Here is a 14,180-nt window from a genome sequence, read left to right on the forward strand (position 1 = left end):
CTCAGGGCGCCACCGGGTTGGAGGTGGACAAGCGCCAGCCCATGCGCTCGTGCCCGTACTGGTTCCACAGCGGGCTCTTGCCCCCGCTGAAGCTGGTGTAGCGCGGCGCGCCCGAACCCGTGGTGCCACCGAACAGGCCGGCGCTCACCGTGCCACCGCTGTAGGTCGGGTGCACGTCGTCGGACTGGATGTAGTCGTAGCTGCTGCTGCTTGAAACGAAGTGGGTGTTGGCGTCGCGGATGGTGGCGCGCAGCGTGGAGGTGATGCGGGTGACGTAGTTGGACTCACTCTCCCCCGCCACATAGCGCAGGCCGTCGGTGTCCACGATGCCGTCGCCATTGCGGTCGTAGTCCGCGCCCATGTACTCGGCAAAGTTGTCGGCGCAGACAAAGCCCTTCTGGCGCGCGTACTCGCACATCCAGTAGTTCATGCGCGCCAGCGCCGGCAGGAACTTCTGCTGCAGATTGATGGTGGCGCCGGTGCTGGAATCCTTGCAGCTGCTCTGCACGTTGTCGGCCGCGTAGCCGGGGTAGTACAGATTGCCGATGACCTTGAGCTTGGTGCCCGGGTAGGCGTTGGCGTTGATGTAGTCCATCGCCTTGGCCACGTAGAGCTTGCAGTTGGCCTCGGCCGCGGCGAGGCCGGAGTAGTTGCAGGTCCCGGTCTGGCTCTTCAGCGCGGAGCGGGCCTGCAGGCCGTCGTTGCCGCACATCTCGAAGGTGACGACGCGGGTGTTGCTGCTCTGCATGTAGGAGCGCTCGGCGACGATCTTGTTGTCGTACACGTCCTTGGCCACCGCGCCGGATTTGGCCCGGCGCACGCTCTCGATGTCGGCGTTCCACTGCGCCGACAGGTACTCGGCATCCACGGTGGGAGCCGAATACTTCGCCGCGTTCAGCGTCGAGCCGTTGTAGCCCGCGTAGATCGAGTCGCCATAGGCCACCACGCGGTACTTGGTGCTGGTGCCAGAGCGGTCAATCGTCCAGGACACGTTCTGGTTCAGGGTGCTGGCGCCCACCTGGCTGGCAAGGCCGAGCAGGGCCAGGGTGGGCAGCAGGCGGCGCAGCGCGCCGGGCAGGGAAAGGGGCATGGAGGTCTCCTGAGGAAAATCGGAAACAAGCTCACCCTCTTGGTGCGCCCCCAATACCGGGGCCTACGACGGAAACACCGCGCGGTGAAGCCCGTCAGCGTGCGGCCAGGCACCGGAAAGGCGAATCCCATCTATCCCTGCCCAGACAAACCCTGGCCGCTCCTTGGCAGCCGGCCGTCCTGGGAAACCAGGCCCTCACACGCCCGCGCGGGGCGCCGGCGCTCAGCTCGGCTGTTGCAATCCCGCCGCAGCCAGCGCCGCGCGCCAGCGCGCCTGCAAGCCGCGCCAGGCCATCCAGGCCTGCGCTGCCAGGGTGCGATGCCGCTCGGCGGCCTCGGCTTGGCCAAGGTAGTCGTACACCTGGGCCAGGCGCGAGTGGGTGATGCCCAGGTCGTCCGGGTGGCAGGCCGGCTCGATCTCCAGCTCGGCCTGACGCGCCTGGGCCAGCGCGGTGTCAGCCTGACCCAGACGGGCGCGGCACCAGGCCAGATCGGCCATCAGGCTGGAGCCCAGACGGCTCAGGCCCAGGCCCACGGTCTCGGGCAGGCTGTCCTGGTAGAGCGGCAGGGCCTGCTCGAACTGGCCGGCCGCCACCAGCACCTGGGCCCGCAGCAGCGGCGTGAGCGGATCCAGCGCGGCCACGCCCATGGCCCCATCGAAATGGGTGATCGAGTCGACCGCCGCCATCGGCACCGGGCCGCGCGCCGCGCCGTCGGCCAGCTCGGCCTCGCGCAGGCGCGCCACGCGGATCACCGCCATGTTGTAGAGCAAGGCCGAGACCAGCGCATCGTCTCCACAGCCGGCAGCCAGCGCACGGGCGCGCTGGTACCAGGGCTGGGCGGTCTCCTGGCTGTCGGTCAAATGGTGGGCCAGCGCCAGCACCAAGTGCCAACGCGCCAGCGCGGCGCCCTGCTCGGGCTGGGCCAGGGCCCGCGCGGCCAGGGCATGCGTCACCAGCTGCTCGGGCTGGTGATCCACAAAGGCCAGGTGCGCCAGAAAGGCCTGCGCCTCCACCTGCACTTCCAGGCAGCCGGCCTCGGCGGCCACCGCGTCCGCGTGCAGCAGGCGCTCGCGCGCGCTGTGGCTGTCGTAGCCGCCGTAGAAGCCCAGCAGGCCCTCGGCTAGGTGCAGCCACGCCGCCAGCTCGGGCTGCGGGCTGGCGAACAGGGCCTGGTAGAGCGCCGTCAGCTCGCCCCGCGCCAGATCCAGCTGGCCGTGGCGCACCAGCAGACCGCAGCGGCGCGCGCGCAGGGTCTGCGCCTGCAGCTGGCGTCCGGCCAGCTGGGCCTGCTCGATCTCCTGCTCGACCTGGCGCAGCAGGCGCGAGTGGAAGGCGCCGGCCGACATCAGCCGGTCAAGCGTTCCAGCGCCTTGCGATAGGTGGCGGCGGTCTGCTCGATCACGGCCGCCGGCAGCGCCGGCGCGGGCGCGGTCTTGTTCCAGGGCTGGGCCTCCAGCCAGTCGCGCACGAACTGCTTGTCGTAGCTGGGCGGGTTGGCGCCCACGGCGTAGCCCTCAACCGGCCAGTAGCGCGAAGAGTCGGGCGTCAGCACCTCATCCATCAGGGTCAGCGTGCCGTTGGCGTCCAGGCCGAACTCGAACTTGGTGTCGGCAATGATGATGCCGCGCGTCAGCGCGTACTCGGCCGCCTGCTGGTACAGCGCAATGGCGGTGGCACGCACCTTCTCGGCCAGCTCGCGGCCGATCAGCCCGACGCAGCGCTCGAAGTCGATGTTCTCGTCGTGCTCGCCCACATCGGCCTTGGTGGCCGGCGTGAAGATGGGCTCGGGCAGCTTGGAGGCGTTCTGCAGACCGGCCGGCAGCGCCACCCCGCACACGCTCTGCGTGGCCTGGTACTCCTTCCAGCCCGAACCGGCCAGGTAGCCGCGCACCACGGCCTCGATGGGCAGGGGCTTGAGGCGCTTGACCAGCATGCTGCGGCCGCGCACCTGCTCGACCTCGTCGGCCGCCACCACCGAAAGCGGGTCCTCGCCCGTTAGGTGGTTCGGCACCACGTCCTTGAGCTTGTCGAACCAGAACAGCGCCATCTGCGTCAGCAGCTCGCCCTTGCCGGGGATGGGCTCGCCCATCACGACGTCGAAGGCCGACAGGCGGTCACTGGCGACCATCAGGATGCGGTCTTCACCGACCGCGTAGTTGTCGCGCACCTTGCCACGGGCAAGCAAGGGCAGGGAGTGCAGAGAGGAGCTGAGCAGGGCATTCATGGCGCGGGATTGTCGCCGCGGCGCTCAGAGCATCGGCAGGCCTTCGATGAAGTGCCGCTTGGCGCGGTACTCCACCCGCAGCCAGGCCAGCCAGAGCCGGGCGGCTTCGGGTTCCAGCACCTGCAGCGCCTGACGCACCAGGCGCAGCGGCTGGGCGTAGGGGGATTTGGTGGCGCGCATGGAGCGGGTCAGCAACTCCTTGAAGATCTGCGCCGCCGCGTCGCGGTGCTCGGTCGGCAGCAACTGCGCCAGGCGCAGCAGCGCCGTCTCGCCCACCGCTCGCGGCGTCTGCAGCCAGCGCAGGGCGCTGGCCCAGTCGCCTTCGTCGGTCCAGAGCGTCAGCATCAGGTTCGCCACCTCGCTTTCGCGCCAGCCGGTGGCGCCGGCCAGGCGCTGCTCCAGCTCGCGCCAGACCCGCTCGCGCTCGGCCGCACGGGGCTGGCCGGCAGCTTCGGCGGCCTGCAGCAGGGCCTGGTAGCGCGCGCTGTCGGGCTGGCGATCGAACAGCTCGCGGTAGAGCTGCAGCACCTGCTCGTCCCAGCCGTCGCGGCGGTAGAAGCCGATCAGCAGCTCGGTCAGTTCGGCCGCCTGCGGGTGCGCGCGGTGCGCAGCTTCGGCGGCCTGCAGGGCCTCGCGCGCGCGGCCGGCGGCCTGCAGGGTCTCGATCAGCTCACGATGGTCGGTCCAGGCCTGCAGCCGGGCGCGCAGCACGCGCAGCGCTTCCTCCCAATCCTGCACGGCGCGCAAGTGCCGCAGGTAGTGGCGACGCGCCGGCGTAGCGGTGGCGTCTGGATCCACCTCCCAGCGCTCGCGCAGCAGGCGCAGCAGGCGTTCGCGCGCGGTGGGGCCCAGCGCCACCAGGGCGGCGTTGACGGGCAGGTAACCGCAGTCATCGGCATCGAGCAGCTTCAGATAGCGCTCGGCGTACGCAGCCGGTGGCGGCCCAGCGGCCTGCAGCGCAGCCACCCAGAGCTCGCCCACCTGCACGATCAGCTGCTGAATCTCGCCATTCGAGTCGTCGGCCGCATCCAGCAGCTTCCACAACTTGAGCCAGGCGTGCTCGGCCGCCCCGAGGCCGAGCGCGGCGTCGCGCGCCGTCCAGCCGGCCAGCAGGCCGAGCACGCTTTCCGCCTTGCGCACATAGGCGCTGACCTGGCGCCAATCCCACAGCTCGCGCGGCGCGGCCAGCACGGTGGTGACGACCTTTTTGGCCTGAGCCAGGTCTTCGACCGGCGTGGCGGCCTGCTGCCAGAGCTGCAGCTCCTTACGCAGCTCGGGCAGGCGCGCAGCCCAACGCAGCAGGCGCTCCGCCAGCTCGGCGGCGGGCTGCTGGCGCACGAAACGGGCCCAATCGGGCTCGGCGGCCGGCTTGACCGAGGGTTCGGTGGCGGGTTCCGGTCCGCTCATGGCCCCCGCCAGCGCCTCGCCGCCCAGATGCCGGCGCCAAGCCAAGGCCAGCGCCGCCTGGTGCTTGCAGGCTTGGCCACCTGCGGCATGCGGGCAGTCGCAATCGCCACGCAAGGCGCCGCCCGGGCTATGGGTCAGGCTGACGCGGTACAGCGCCCACCCTTGCACGCGCCCCTGCGCGGCGCTGACGGCCCCTTGTTGAGCGCATTCGAAATCGCACACATGGGCCAGCAGGGCCGTGCCGCGCTCCAGCACCGCCGCCGTCCAGCGGCGCGCCAGGGCCGGGTCGCCAAGCGCTTCCAGCAAGGCGGCGGACGCAGGCACCATCAGGTCAGCGCCCCCACCAGCGCCAGCAGCACGAAGCCCAGCATCAACAAGAGCAGGTGCAGGAAGCAGAGCAAGGTCGCGCGCAACAAGGTCTTCCACCACGCCCCGTCGTACACGCGCTTGAGCGCCAGCACCGGATAGGCGTTGCCCCACAGCACCGCGAAGGTCACCGCCGTCCAGTGCGGCAACTGGGCCAGCAGCAGCACGCCATACCAGGCGGCGTGCAAATGCATCGCGAACACGAAGTGCGCGCCAAAGGGCTGGCGCCGATTTCGGTACAGCAGCGCCAGCAGGCCGGCGTAGAAGGGCAGGCTGCACAGCACCGCATAGGGCGCCAGGGCCAGCATGCGGGCGCCGAGGCGGCGGGACTCCGCCTTGGGATCGGCCTTGAAGCGCGCCTGGGAACGCTCCATCGCTCGTGCGACCGGGCCTGGCATCGCCTTGGTGAGTTCAGAGAGGGAGGCGTCGTCGCCCTTCCCATTGCCCCCCTGACTCTCGTTCGCCTTCGCATCGCTCGCCCGCTGCCGTGCGTATTCAGCCTTTGCCTTGGCAACGGGGTCGAGAGACTCAGGACCACGCCCGGTGGCTTCGGCGTCGTTGTCGGCGGCCGGTTCCGAGGCTGCCGTGGCCGGCCTGTCCCCGTCCAGCACCAGCAGGTCGTCTGAGGGTTCGATCTTGAGCACCAGGAAGAACACCAGACCCAGGGTCAGGATCAGCCGCAGCGGCAGCACATAGCGCTGCTTGCGCCCCGCCAGGTACTCGGCCGTCAGAAAGCCCGGCTTGGCCAGCAGCGCCCAGAGCGACTTCCACAGCTTGCCCTCGAAGGCCACGTAGTGCAGCAGGAACTCGTGCACGAACTCCCACAGCGAGGGTGGGTGGTCGAGCGTGTCTTGCCCACACTGCGAGCAGAACTTGTCCCAGGGGTGCAGGCGGTGGCCGCAGTTGGCACAGGAGGTATTGGCTTCGCTCATGTCCACCTCAGTGCCGACTTGGCAGTTGCTGGATGGCGACTGGAATCACCACCCCGATCAAGACGACCAGCCCATGCAGCAGACTGAGCAAGACGCTGCGGCTCGCGGCCACCCACCACGAGCAGCTATGCAGGCGGTGCAGGGCGATGGGTTGGTACACCAAGATTGCCAGCCAGGGCAGCACTTCGATCCAGTTCCAGATTCCCGGCAGCTTGTTCAGCGCGAGCGCCAGCGTGGCCGCAAGCAACCAGAACGCGTGCAAATGCAGGGCAAACACGAAGTGTTCCCCGTAGGCCCTGCGGCGGTCACGAAACACGCCGGCCAGCAGCCCCGCGTACAAGGGCAGGGCCAGCAGCAACGCTTTGGGCGCCCAGGCCAGCGCAGCGGCATCGAACGCCGCGGCGGCGGGGTCCTTGGCGCGTACCTGATCGAAGGGGCTGGCCGTGCCCAGCACGCCCAGCACGACGAAGAACAGCAGGCTGCAGCTCAGGAACAGGCGCAGCGGCAAGACCTGCCGCGCCCGGCGCCCCTCCAGATAGTCCAGGGTGAGCTGACCCGGCCGCAGCACCAGCTGCTTGAGGGAGTGCCACAGGGCCCCCTCCAGGGCCACGTAATGCCCCACCCACTCGTGCACGAACTCCCAGAAGCGGGGCTGGTGCAGGACCGCTGTCTGACCGCACTGGGCGCAGAAGCGATCGAGCACGCCGAAGCGGTGCCCGCAGTTGGGGCAGTGGCTGTTGCGCGCCTCGCTCATGGCCGCGTCGGCTCGGCCGCCGTGTCAAAAGTCCAGCTGCGCTGGAGCTTCAGGGCCCCGGCCTCGCCCTCGAACTCGACGCGGTAACGACCGCCGGCCAGCAGGGGCAGGCGCGGCACCAGATAGGCCAGGTTTCGGTGCAGCTTCAGGTAGGGGTCGATTTCGGCATTCAGCAGCAGGGCCTCCACGGCGCGGCCGCTGGGCTCCTCGAAGAGCTCGAAGCGCAGCACCTTGAGGACGCGACCGGGGGGGGCGTAGACGGAGACCGGCATCCCGAACCGGTCCAGCCCGGCCGGGCGCGGCCGCTCGCAGCAGGCAAGCGCCGGGACGTTCTCCTGCGCCGGGCTGGGCCAGAGCAGCCAGTCCGGCGCGCCTTGGGGCGCGGCGCGGGCAGCGCCGAATTCCATCACCAGGCCCGGCTGATCGGACAGGCCGATGCCCAGATCGGCCGCGCGGGCCGACAGCAGGATGTGCCGGTGGTAGGGCCCGGAGAGCAATTGCATCAGGGCCGCGTCCACATCGGCGATGCCGACGACGAAGGCCTCGGCCACCACGCCGGCCTGGCCCAGGCCGTAGCCGTGGGCACGGGCACGGTCCCAGGGCATGCTGCCCAGGAAGCCTTGCTCCTCGCGCTGCTGGGCGTGGGTGGCGCGGCGGTGGCGGGCCAGGTGCTCGGCATGGGCCTGGGCGGCCTTGTCGAGCTGGGGCTGGCGCGCCAGCTCGCCCAGCCCCAGGCGGGTGCGTTCGCGGTTCAGGCTGTCCAGCACCCTCGGCGCGGCGTCCAGCCAGGCCTGACGGACCTCGGGCAGGACGCCGTAGGCCGGGGCCGGTTCGGCATGGACCGCGGCAAGCGGCAACAGCAGGAGCAGGAGTTGGGCGATTCGGCGCATGGGGCGCGAGTTTCGCCGCAGCCATGCAAAAGGGGCGCCGCGGCGCCCCTTTGAACAGTGGGAATACGGGTTCAGACCACGACCTGAGCCAGTTCGCCTTTGGCGTAGGCGGCGGCCATGTCCACCAGGCTGCGGTTGTTCTGCTTGCGGCCCTGGCCCTCGCAGCCGAACTGCAGGTAGCGCTGCTTGCAGATTTCCTGCGCGGCGGCGCGGGCGGGCTTGAGCCACTCGCGGGCGTCGAACTTGTCGGGGTTCTCGGCCAGGAACTTGCGCACTGCGCCGGTCATGGCCAGGCGGATGTCGGTGTCGATGTTGATCTTGCGCACGCCATGCTTGATGGCCTCCTGGATCTCCTCGACCGGCACGCCGTAGGTTTCCTTCATCTTGCCGCCGTACTGGTTGATGACGGCCAGCAGTTCAGCGGGCACCGAGGACGAGCCATGCATCACCAGGTGGGTGTTGGGGATGCGCGCGTGGATTTCCTTGACGCGGCTGATCGCCAGGATGTCACCCGTGGGCTTGCGGCTGAACTTGTAGGCGCCATGGCTGGTGCCAATGGCAATCGCCAGTGCGTCCAGCTGGGTGGCCTTGACGAACTGCGCGGCCTCTTCCGGGTCGGTCAGCATCTGCGCGTGGCTGAGCTTGCCCTCGGCGCCGATGCCGTCTTCCTCGCCGGCGTCACCGGTTTCCAGATTACCCAGGCAGCCCAGCTCGCCCTCGACCGAGACGCCCACCTTGTGCGCCATCTCGACCACGGCACGCGTGACCTCGACGTTGTAGGCGAAGTCGGCCGGGGTCTTGCCGTCGTCGCGCAGCGAGCCGTCCATCATCACGGAGCCAAAGCCCAGGTCGATGGCGCCCTGGCAGACCTTGGGGCTGGTGCCGTGGTCCTGGTGCATCACCAGCGGGATGTGCGGGTAGGCCTCGGTGGCGGCCTGGATCAGGTGCTTGATAAAGCTTTCGCCGGCGTATTTGCGGGCGCCGGCACTGGCCTGCAGGATCACCGGCGCGCCCACCTCGTCGGCGGCGGCCATCACGGCCTGCACCTGCTCCAGGTTGTTGACGTTGAAGGCCGGGATGCCATAGCCGTGCTCGGCGGCGTGGTCGAGCAGCTGGCGCATCGAAACGAGTGGCATGGGGAAGTCCTTGGAAGAGTGGAGGAATCCTGGGGAAGCCGGCTCGCAGGCTGCGCTGTAACCGCTTCGTAACTGGGCGAGATTCTACGGAGCGGGCTGCAACTGGGCGGGCCGGCCGGGCAGGTTCAGGCGCGGCCGCAGAGGCTCGCAGCGGCTCAGCACCTGGCCGCCGCGCACCACCGCCAGGCGCGGCGCACGCGTGCGCAGGGCCTCGATCGGATCGCGCGCCTGCAACAGCACGAAATCGGCCGGCGCCCCCGGCTGCAAGGTGTGCTCGGGCCGGCCCAGCAGGCGGGCGGGCGTGCGGGTCACCGCGTCGAAGCAGGCGCGCATGCCGGCCTGCGAGCTCAGCTGGGCCACATGCAGGCCCATATGCGCCACCTCCAGCAGGTCCGCGCTGCCCAGCGGGTACCAGGGGTCGAGCACGCAGTCCTGCCCGAAGGCCACCGGCACACCGGCGGCCAGCAGCTCGGGCACGCGCGTCATGCCGCGGCGCTTTGGGTAGCTGTCGTAGCGGCCCTGCAGCAGGATGTTGATCAAGGGGTTGGCGACGACGCTGAGCTGCGCCTCGGCCATCAGCCCGATCAGGCGCGCCGCATAGGCGTTGTCCATGCTGTGCAGCGAGCACAAATGCGAGGCCGTGACGCGCCCCTGCAGGCCCAGGCGCAGGGTCTCGGCGGCCAGGGTCTCGACATGGCGGGAGTTCGGGTCGTCGGTCTCGTCGCAGTGCAGGTCCATGCCCAGCCCGCGCTCGGCCGCCAGTTCGCACAGCAGGCGGATGCTCTGCGCCCCCTCCGCCGCGCTGCGCTCGTGGTGCGGAATGCCGCCGATCAGGTCCACGCCCAGCTCCAGGGCCTGCTTCAGCTGCCCCAGCGTGCCGGGGTGGCGCAGCAGGCCGTCTTGAGGAAAGGCCACCAGCTGCAGATCAAGGTAAGGCCGCACGCGCTCGCGCACCTCCAGCAGCGCACGCACCGCCAGCAGGCGCGGGTCGCACACATCCACATGGCTGCGGATGGCCAGCACACCTTGCGCCACGGCCAGATCGCAGAAGCGCAGCGCGCGCTCCACCACCGCTTCGTGCGTCAGGCTGGGCTTGAGCTCACCCCAGAGCGCGATGCCCTCCAGCAGGGTGCCCGATTGGTTGACGCGCGGCTGGCCATGCGTGAGCGCGGAATCGAGATGGAAATGGGCATCGACGAAGGGCGGGCTGAGCAACTGCCCTTGCGCATCCAGGCACTCCACCCCAGCCGGCGCCGGCAGCTGTGGGCCGATGGCGGCGATGCGGCCCTGCTGCACCAGCAGGTCCAGGCCGGTCCGGCCATCGGGCAGCGAGACATTGCGCAACAGCAGCATGGCGGGCCTCCACATCGAATGAGCCGCGGAGTGTCGGCGCTGCCCGCCACCGCGCGCCAAGTCAACAACAAAAAACGCTTGCGCTTATGAATAAGCTTTATTTATCATTCGCCACTCGTTTAGCTCACTTCCTTGATCAGGAGCCTTCCATGCCGCAATTCACCTCGCCGCGCCCCAGTACCGGCACCGCCTTGCGCAAGCCGCGCAATCCCTGGGTCGCCCCCAGCCAGATGCGCAAGGCCGGTGCCCACCGCGCCGCCCATGCCCGTCAGGCCGCCCGTATCGAGCTGGCGCAGACCCTGCGCGAACTCTGGAGCCCACCCCGCCACGACTGAAAGTCTGAGCCGCAAGAAGCGGCCCAGCAGGAGAACACCATGCACGCCATCGCACTCACTGCCCGCAGCGCCGGGCGCTCACTCCCCCGCCAGCTCCTGATCCGTGCCCTGCACGCGGGGAGCCGCCACCTGGACCACCTGGCCGCCCAACTGGCCCAACCGGCCCAGCCGGCCGCTGCTGAACCCAGCGGCCACCTGGAATACCGGTTCGACCCGGCCACCGGCCAAGGCGCGCTCTACGAGGATGGCGTGCGCCGCTTCACCTTCCTGCAAGGTTTGGAGCGCCTGTAATTCACGCAATCAAGCCGCAAAGGCCCGCTTCTGCGGGCCTTTGTTTTTGGGGCCGCTCCTATCATGGCCGGACTCCCGGGGTGCCTCATGAACGACAGCCCAGCTCTCCCGCCCATCGATCGCCCGCTGCCCAGCCTGTCGGCCTGGGTGCAGGCTTTCGCCGGCCGCGAGATCCCCGTGCTGGCCACCAGCGCCGAGGCGCTGGAGCAGCTGCGCGCCGACGAGGATTCGGTGGACGCGCACCTGATCGGCGAGACCTTTGCCAGCGACCCGCTGATGAGCCTGAAGGTCCTGGTCGCCGCCGCGCAACTCGGCCGCGAGCGCCGCAATGCCGACGCCGAGACCGTCACCAGCGCCGTGGTGCTGATGGGCATCACGCCCTTCTTCACCACCTTCGGCCCGCAGCCCACGCTCGAGCATTGGCTGGTGGGGCAGCCGCAGGCGCGTGATGGCGCCGAGGCAGTGCTGCGCCGCTCCGAGCGGGCCGCCCGCTACGCCCTGGCCTTTGCGGCGCACCGCATGGACCAGGACGCGCAGATCCTGCACAGCGCCGCGCTGCTGCACGATTTCGCCGAACTGCTGCTCTGGTGCCACGCCCCCGCGCTGGCGCAGGAGATCCGCCGCCTGCAGGCCCTGGACCCGAACCTGCGCAGCATCAAGGCGCAGCAACAGGTGCTGGGCATCGAGCTGGCCGCGCTGGAGCAGGCCTTGATGAAAACCTGGCACCTGCCACCGCTGCTGGCCCACATCACCGACGACCGCCACCACCACGACCCGCAAACCCAATGCGTGCGCCTAGCGGTACGGGTGGCGCGGCACAGCAGCCAGAGCTGGGAGAACCCCGCCATTCCGGACGACGTGAAGGACATCAGCGCCCTCCTGAACCTGGGGCCTGAGCCAACCTTGCGCCTGCTGCAGGACATCGACCGCGAAAGCGGGCCGAGCCTGCGCTGAAGCGTGGGTTAGATCGAGACCGCGCCGGCGCTCTTCACCCGCTCCAGCACGAAGCTGGTCTTGCAATCTTGCACGGCTGGGTGGGCCAGCAGGGTGTCGCGCAGGAAGCGCGCGTAGTGCTCCATGTCGCGCACCAGGATGCGCAGCAGGTAGTCCATCTCGCCGGCCAGCGCCGCGCACTCCACCACTTCGGGCCAGGTCTGCACCGCAGCGCGGAAGCTCTCCATCGGGCTGCGTCGGAGGTCGGGCGTGTGCTTTTCCAGGCGCACGTTCACGTAGGCCGTCAGGCCCAGGCCCAGGCGCTCGGGCACGACGACGGCGCGGTAGCCGGCAATCACCCCGGCCTGCTCCAAGCGCCGCACCCGGCGCAGCACGGCCGAGGGACTCAGGCCGACCTGCTCGGCCAGGGCATCGAAGGTCAAGCGGCCGTCGGCCTGCAGGGCCTGAATCGTGCGTCGATCAATCGCATCCAGCTCAACAGGTGCACTCATTCAGACAATTATGCATTGATCATGCGCAAAGCGCGCGCCTGCGCGCCTTCAATCGCAGGAAACCTGCGCGCGCGCAGGCCTACAGTGCTGGGTTCACTCAAACAGGAGACCACCATGGCGCAGTTCACTCCCTGGGACAACCCCATGGGCACCGACGGCTTCGAGTTCATCGAGTTCGCCGCCCCCGATCCCGCCGCCCTGGGTCGCCTGTTCGAGACCATGGGCTTCCGCGCCGTGGCCAAGCACCGGCACAAGAACGTCACCCTGTACCGCCAGGGCGAGATCAACTTCATCATCAACGCCGAGCAGGATTCCTTCGCGCAGCGCTTCGTGCGCCTGCACGGCCCCTCGATCTGCGCCATCGCCTTCCGCGTCAAGGACGCCGCCTACGCCTACCAGCGCGCGCTGGAGCTGGGTGCCTGGGGCTTTGACAACAAGACCGGCCCGATGGAGCTCAACATCCCGGCCATCAAGGGCATCGGCGACTCGCTGATCTATTTCGTCGACCGCTGGCATGGCAAGGACGGCGGCCAGCCCGGTCAGATCGGCAACATCAGCATCTACGACGTCGACTTCGTGCCGCTGACCGACGCCGATGGCAAGCCGGTCAGCAGCGAGGTGCCGGGCTATGGCCTGGGGCTGATCGACCACCTGACCCACAACGTCTACCGCGGCCGCATGAAGGAATGGGCGGACTTCTACGAGCGCCTGTTCAATTTCCGCGAGGTGCGCTACTTCGACATCGAGGGCAAGCTCACCGGCCTGAAGAGCAAGGCCATGACCAGCCCCTGCGGCAAGATCCGCATCCCCATCAACGAGAGCAGCGACGACAAGAGCCAGATCGCCGAGTACCTGCACACCTACAACGGTGAAGGCATTCAGCACGTGGCCCTGTCGGCCAGCGACATCTACGGCAGCGTGGACGGCATGAAGCAAGGCGGCGTGGAGTTCCAGGACACCATCGAGACCTACTTCGACCTGGTCGACAAGCGCCTGCCCGGCCACGGCGAGAACCTGGCCGAGCTGCGCCGCCTGCGCATCCTGATCGACGGCGCCGCCCACCTGGGCGCCGAGAAGGAACTGCTGCTGCAGATCTTCACCAAGGAAGTGATCGGCCCGATCTTCTTCGAGATCATCCAGCGCAAGGGCAATGAAGGCTTCGGCGAAGGCAATTTCCAGGCCCTGTTCGAAAGCATCGAGCTGGACCAGATCCGCCGCGGCGTGTTGAAGGACGAAGCCACTCCGGCGTAATGGAACCGGTCGGCGCGCAGATCCTGGACTGCTTGGCGCGGGTCGAGCGCCAGCGCCAGCGGCGTGCCGTCGAAGCGGCGCTGGGCGAAACCACCCAGCGCCTCAAGGCCTTCCAGCAGGAACGCTTCCGCCGTGCCTACGGCGACCTGCTGGCCACGCCGCGCTATGCCGGCGCGGCGAAGTTCTTCCTGGAGGAGCTGTACGGTCCGGCCGACTTCAGCCGCCGCGACGCGCAGTTCCAGCGCATCGTGCGGCCGCTGGTGCGGCTGTTCCCCAGCGAGGTGGTGGACACCGTACACACGCTGGCACAGCTGCACGCGCTCTCGGAAGAGCTGGACTCCGCCATGGCCGAGCGCCTGCTCGGCTCGGGCGTGAAGGCGCCGGACTACATCGCCGCCTGGCAGGCCGTGGGCCAGCCCGAGGCACGCCAGCGCCAGATCGAACTGACCCTGGCCGTGGGCCGCGCGCTCGACGTCTACACGCGCAAGCCGCTGCTGCGCCATTCACTGCGCCTGATGCGTGGCCCGGCCCAACTGGCCGGCCTGCACGAGCTGCAAGACTTCCTGGAATGCGGCTTCGACACCTTCCGCGCCATGCGTGGGGCGCAGGAGTTCCTGGGCACGGTGCAAGCACGCGAGCAGGACTGGGCGCAGCGCCTGTTTACGGGCGACTCAGATGGGGCGCTGCCCCAACTGATGGCCTGAA

General features: G+C 69.2%; 15 protein-coding genes. 5 read left to right on the top strand and 10 right to left on the bottom strand.

Going from position 1 to position 14,180, the window contains the following annotated elements:
* Position 1: 1 nt before the first annotated feature.
* From I7X39_RS14180 to I7X39_RS14220, 9 genes are all read right to left on the bottom strand, one after another.
* On the bottom strand, positions 2-1,090 hold the full coding sequence (locus I7X39_RS14180; RefSeq protein WP_198111818.1) for an SGNH/GDSL hydrolase family protein: 1,089 nt from the start codon (positions 1,088-1,090) through the stop codon (positions 2-4).
* 222 nt (positions 1,091-1,312) lie between these two features.
* A complete protein-coding gene (locus I7X39_RS14185) occupies positions 1,313-2,437 on the bottom strand; it encodes a hypothetical protein (protein ID WP_198111819.1) in 1,125 nt (374 codons plus the stop codon).
* A complete protein-coding gene (locus tag I7X39_RS14190) occupies positions 2,437-3,315 on the bottom strand; it encodes a phosphoribosylaminoimidazolesuccinocarboxamide synthase (protein WP_198111820.1) in 879 nt (292 codons plus the stop codon). The genes I7X39_RS14185 and I7X39_RS14190 overlap by 1 nt, the downstream gene beginning before the upstream one ends.
* Positions 3,316-3,339: 24 nt before the next feature.
* A complete protein-coding gene (locus tag I7X39_RS14195; RefSeq protein WP_198111821.1) occupies positions 3,340-5,049 on the bottom strand; it encodes an SWIM zinc finger family protein in 1,710 nt (569 codons plus the stop codon).
* Positions 5,049-6,020 (bottom strand): DUF3667 domain-containing protein, encoded by a 972-nt coding sequence (locus I7X39_RS14200; RefSeq protein ID WP_198111822.1) that lies wholly within the window; start codon positions 6,018-6,020, stop codon positions 5,049-5,051. The genes I7X39_RS14195 and I7X39_RS14200 overlap by 1 nt, the downstream gene beginning before the upstream one ends.
* 7 nt (positions 6,021-6,027) lie before the next feature.
* Positions 6,028-6,774 carry a DUF3667 domain-containing protein gene (locus tag I7X39_RS14205; RefSeq protein ID WP_198111823.1) on the bottom strand — a complete coding sequence of 249 codons (747 nt, stop codon included), beginning with the start codon at positions 6,772-6,774 and terminating at the stop codon, positions 6,028-6,030.
* Complete coding sequence (locus I7X39_RS14210; RefSeq protein WP_198111824.1) at positions 6,771-7,664, bottom strand: CAP domain-containing protein; 894 nt, start codon at positions 7,662-7,664, stop codon at positions 6,771-6,773. The genes I7X39_RS14205 and I7X39_RS14210 overlap by 4 nt, the downstream gene beginning before the upstream one ends.
* Before the next feature lie 71 nt (positions 7,665-7,735).
* Positions 7,736-8,800 (bottom strand): class II fructose-bisphosphate aldolase, encoded by a 1,065-nt coding sequence (gene fba / locus I7X39_RS14215; RefSeq protein WP_198111825.1) that lies wholly within the window; start codon positions 8,798-8,800, stop codon positions 7,736-7,738.
* Between the two features lie 84 nt (positions 8,801-8,884).
* Positions 8,885-10,153 (bottom strand): cytosine deaminase, encoded by a 1,269-nt coding sequence (locus I7X39_RS14220; protein ID WP_198111826.1) that lies wholly within the window; start codon positions 10,151-10,153, stop codon positions 8,885-8,887.
* Positions 10,154-10,302: 149 nt separating this feature from the next.
* Between I7X39_RS14220 and I7X39_RS14225 the strand changes: the two genes are divergently transcribed.
* The 3 genes from I7X39_RS14225 to I7X39_RS14235 all read left to right on the top strand — a co-directional run bounded on the left by I7X39_RS14225 (position 10,303) and on the right by I7X39_RS14235 (position 11,733).
* Positions 10,303-10,488 carry a hypothetical protein gene (locus I7X39_RS14225; RefSeq protein ID WP_198111827.1) on the top strand — a complete coding sequence of 62 codons (186 nt, stop codon included), beginning with the start codon at positions 10,303-10,305 and terminating at the stop codon, positions 10,486-10,488.
* 39 nt (positions 10,489-10,527) lie between these two features.
* Complete coding sequence (locus I7X39_RS14230) at positions 10,528-10,779, top strand: hypothetical protein (RefSeq protein ID WP_198111828.1); 252 nt, start codon at positions 10,528-10,530, stop codon at positions 10,777-10,779.
* An 87-nt stretch (positions 10,780-10,866) separates the two neighbouring features.
* Positions 10,867-11,733: an HDOD domain-containing protein gene (locus I7X39_RS14235; RefSeq protein ID WP_198111829.1), complete on the top strand. Its 867-nt coding sequence runs from the start codon at positions 10,867-10,869 to the stop codon at positions 11,731-11,733.
* A gap of 8 nt (positions 11,734-11,741) precedes the next feature.
* On the opposite strand, the gene I7X39_RS14240 is transcribed toward I7X39_RS14235, so the two are convergent.
* Positions 11,742-12,224 carry an Lrp/AsnC family transcriptional regulator gene (locus I7X39_RS14240; protein ID WP_198111830.1) on the bottom strand — a complete coding sequence of 161 codons (483 nt, stop codon included), beginning with the start codon at positions 12,222-12,224 and terminating at the stop codon, positions 11,742-11,744.
* Positions 12,225-12,338: 114 nt separating this feature from the next.
* Here I7X39_RS14240 and hppD point away from each other — a divergent pair, with 114 nt between their 5' ends.
* Complete coding sequence (gene hppD / locus I7X39_RS14245; protein ID WP_198111831.1) at positions 12,339-13,475, top strand: 4-hydroxyphenylpyruvate dioxygenase; 1,137 nt, start codon at positions 12,339-12,341, stop codon at positions 13,473-13,475.
* Entirely contained in the window at positions 13,475-14,179 is a 705-nt protein-coding gene (locus I7X39_RS14250) for a DUF8198 family protein (RefSeq protein ID WP_198111832.1), read from the top strand. The genes hppD and I7X39_RS14250 overlap by 1 nt, the downstream gene beginning before the upstream one ends.
* Position 14,180 lies beyond the last annotated feature (1 nt).

Origin of the sequence: Inhella proteolytica, from assembly GCF_016093275.1 — a bacterium.
Classification (GTDB): domain Bacteria; phylum Pseudomonadota; class Gammaproteobacteria; order Burkholderiales; family Burkholderiaceae_C; genus Inhella; species Inhella proteolytica.

Coding starts and splice junctions, on each gene's coding strand:
- I7X39_RS14180 (WP_198111818.1), bottom strand. CDS start 1,090: ATGCCCCTTTCCCTGCCCGGCGCGCTGCGCCGCCTGCTGCCCACCCTG.
- I7X39_RS14185 (WP_198111819.1), bottom strand. CDS start 2,437: ATGTCGGCCGGCGCCTTCCACTCGCGCCTGCTGCGCCAGGTCGAGCAG.
- I7X39_RS14190 (WP_198111820.1), bottom strand. CDS start 3,315: ATGAATGCCCTGCTCAGCTCCTCTCTGCACTCCCTGCCCTTGCTTGCC.
- I7X39_RS14195 (WP_198111821.1), bottom strand. CDS start 5,049: ATGGTGCCTGCGTCCGCCGCCTTGCTGGAAGCGCTTGGCGACCCGGCC.
- I7X39_RS14200 (WP_198111822.1), bottom strand. CDS start 6,020: ATGAGCGAAGCCAATACCTCCTGTGCCAACTGCGGCCACCGCCTGCAC.
- I7X39_RS14205 (WP_198111823.1), bottom strand. CDS start 6,774: ATGAGCGAGGCGCGCAACAGCCACTGCCCCAACTGCGGGCACCGCTTC.
- I7X39_RS14210 (WP_198111824.1), bottom strand. CDS start 7,664: ATGCGCCGAATCGCCCAACTCCTGCTCCTGCTGTTGCCGCTTGCCGCG.
- fba (WP_198111825.1), bottom strand. CDS start 8,800: ATGCCACTCGTTTCGATGCGCCAGCTGCTCGACCACGCCGCCGAGCAC.
- I7X39_RS14220 (WP_198111826.1), bottom strand. CDS start 10,153: ATGCTGCTGTTGCGCAATGTCTCGCTGCCCGATGGCCGGACCGGCCTG.
- I7X39_RS14225 (WP_198111827.1), top strand. CDS start 10,303: ATGCCGCAATTCACCTCGCCGCGCCCCAGTACCGGCACCGCCTTGCGC.
- I7X39_RS14230 (WP_198111828.1), top strand. CDS start 10,528: ATGCACGCCATCGCACTCACTGCCCGCAGCGCCGGGCGCTCACTCCCC.
- I7X39_RS14235 (WP_198111829.1), top strand. CDS start 10,867: ATGAACGACAGCCCAGCTCTCCCGCCCATCGATCGCCCGCTGCCCAGC.
- I7X39_RS14240 (WP_198111830.1), bottom strand. CDS start 12,224: ATGAGTGCACCTGTTGAGCTGGATGCGATTGATCGACGCACGATTCAG.
- hppD (WP_198111831.1), top strand. CDS start 12,339: ATGGCGCAGTTCACTCCCTGGGACAACCCCATGGGCACCGACGGCTTC.
- I7X39_RS14250 (WP_198111832.1), top strand. CDS start 13,475: ATGGAACCGGTCGGCGCGCAGATCCTGGACTGCTTGGCGCGGGTCGAG.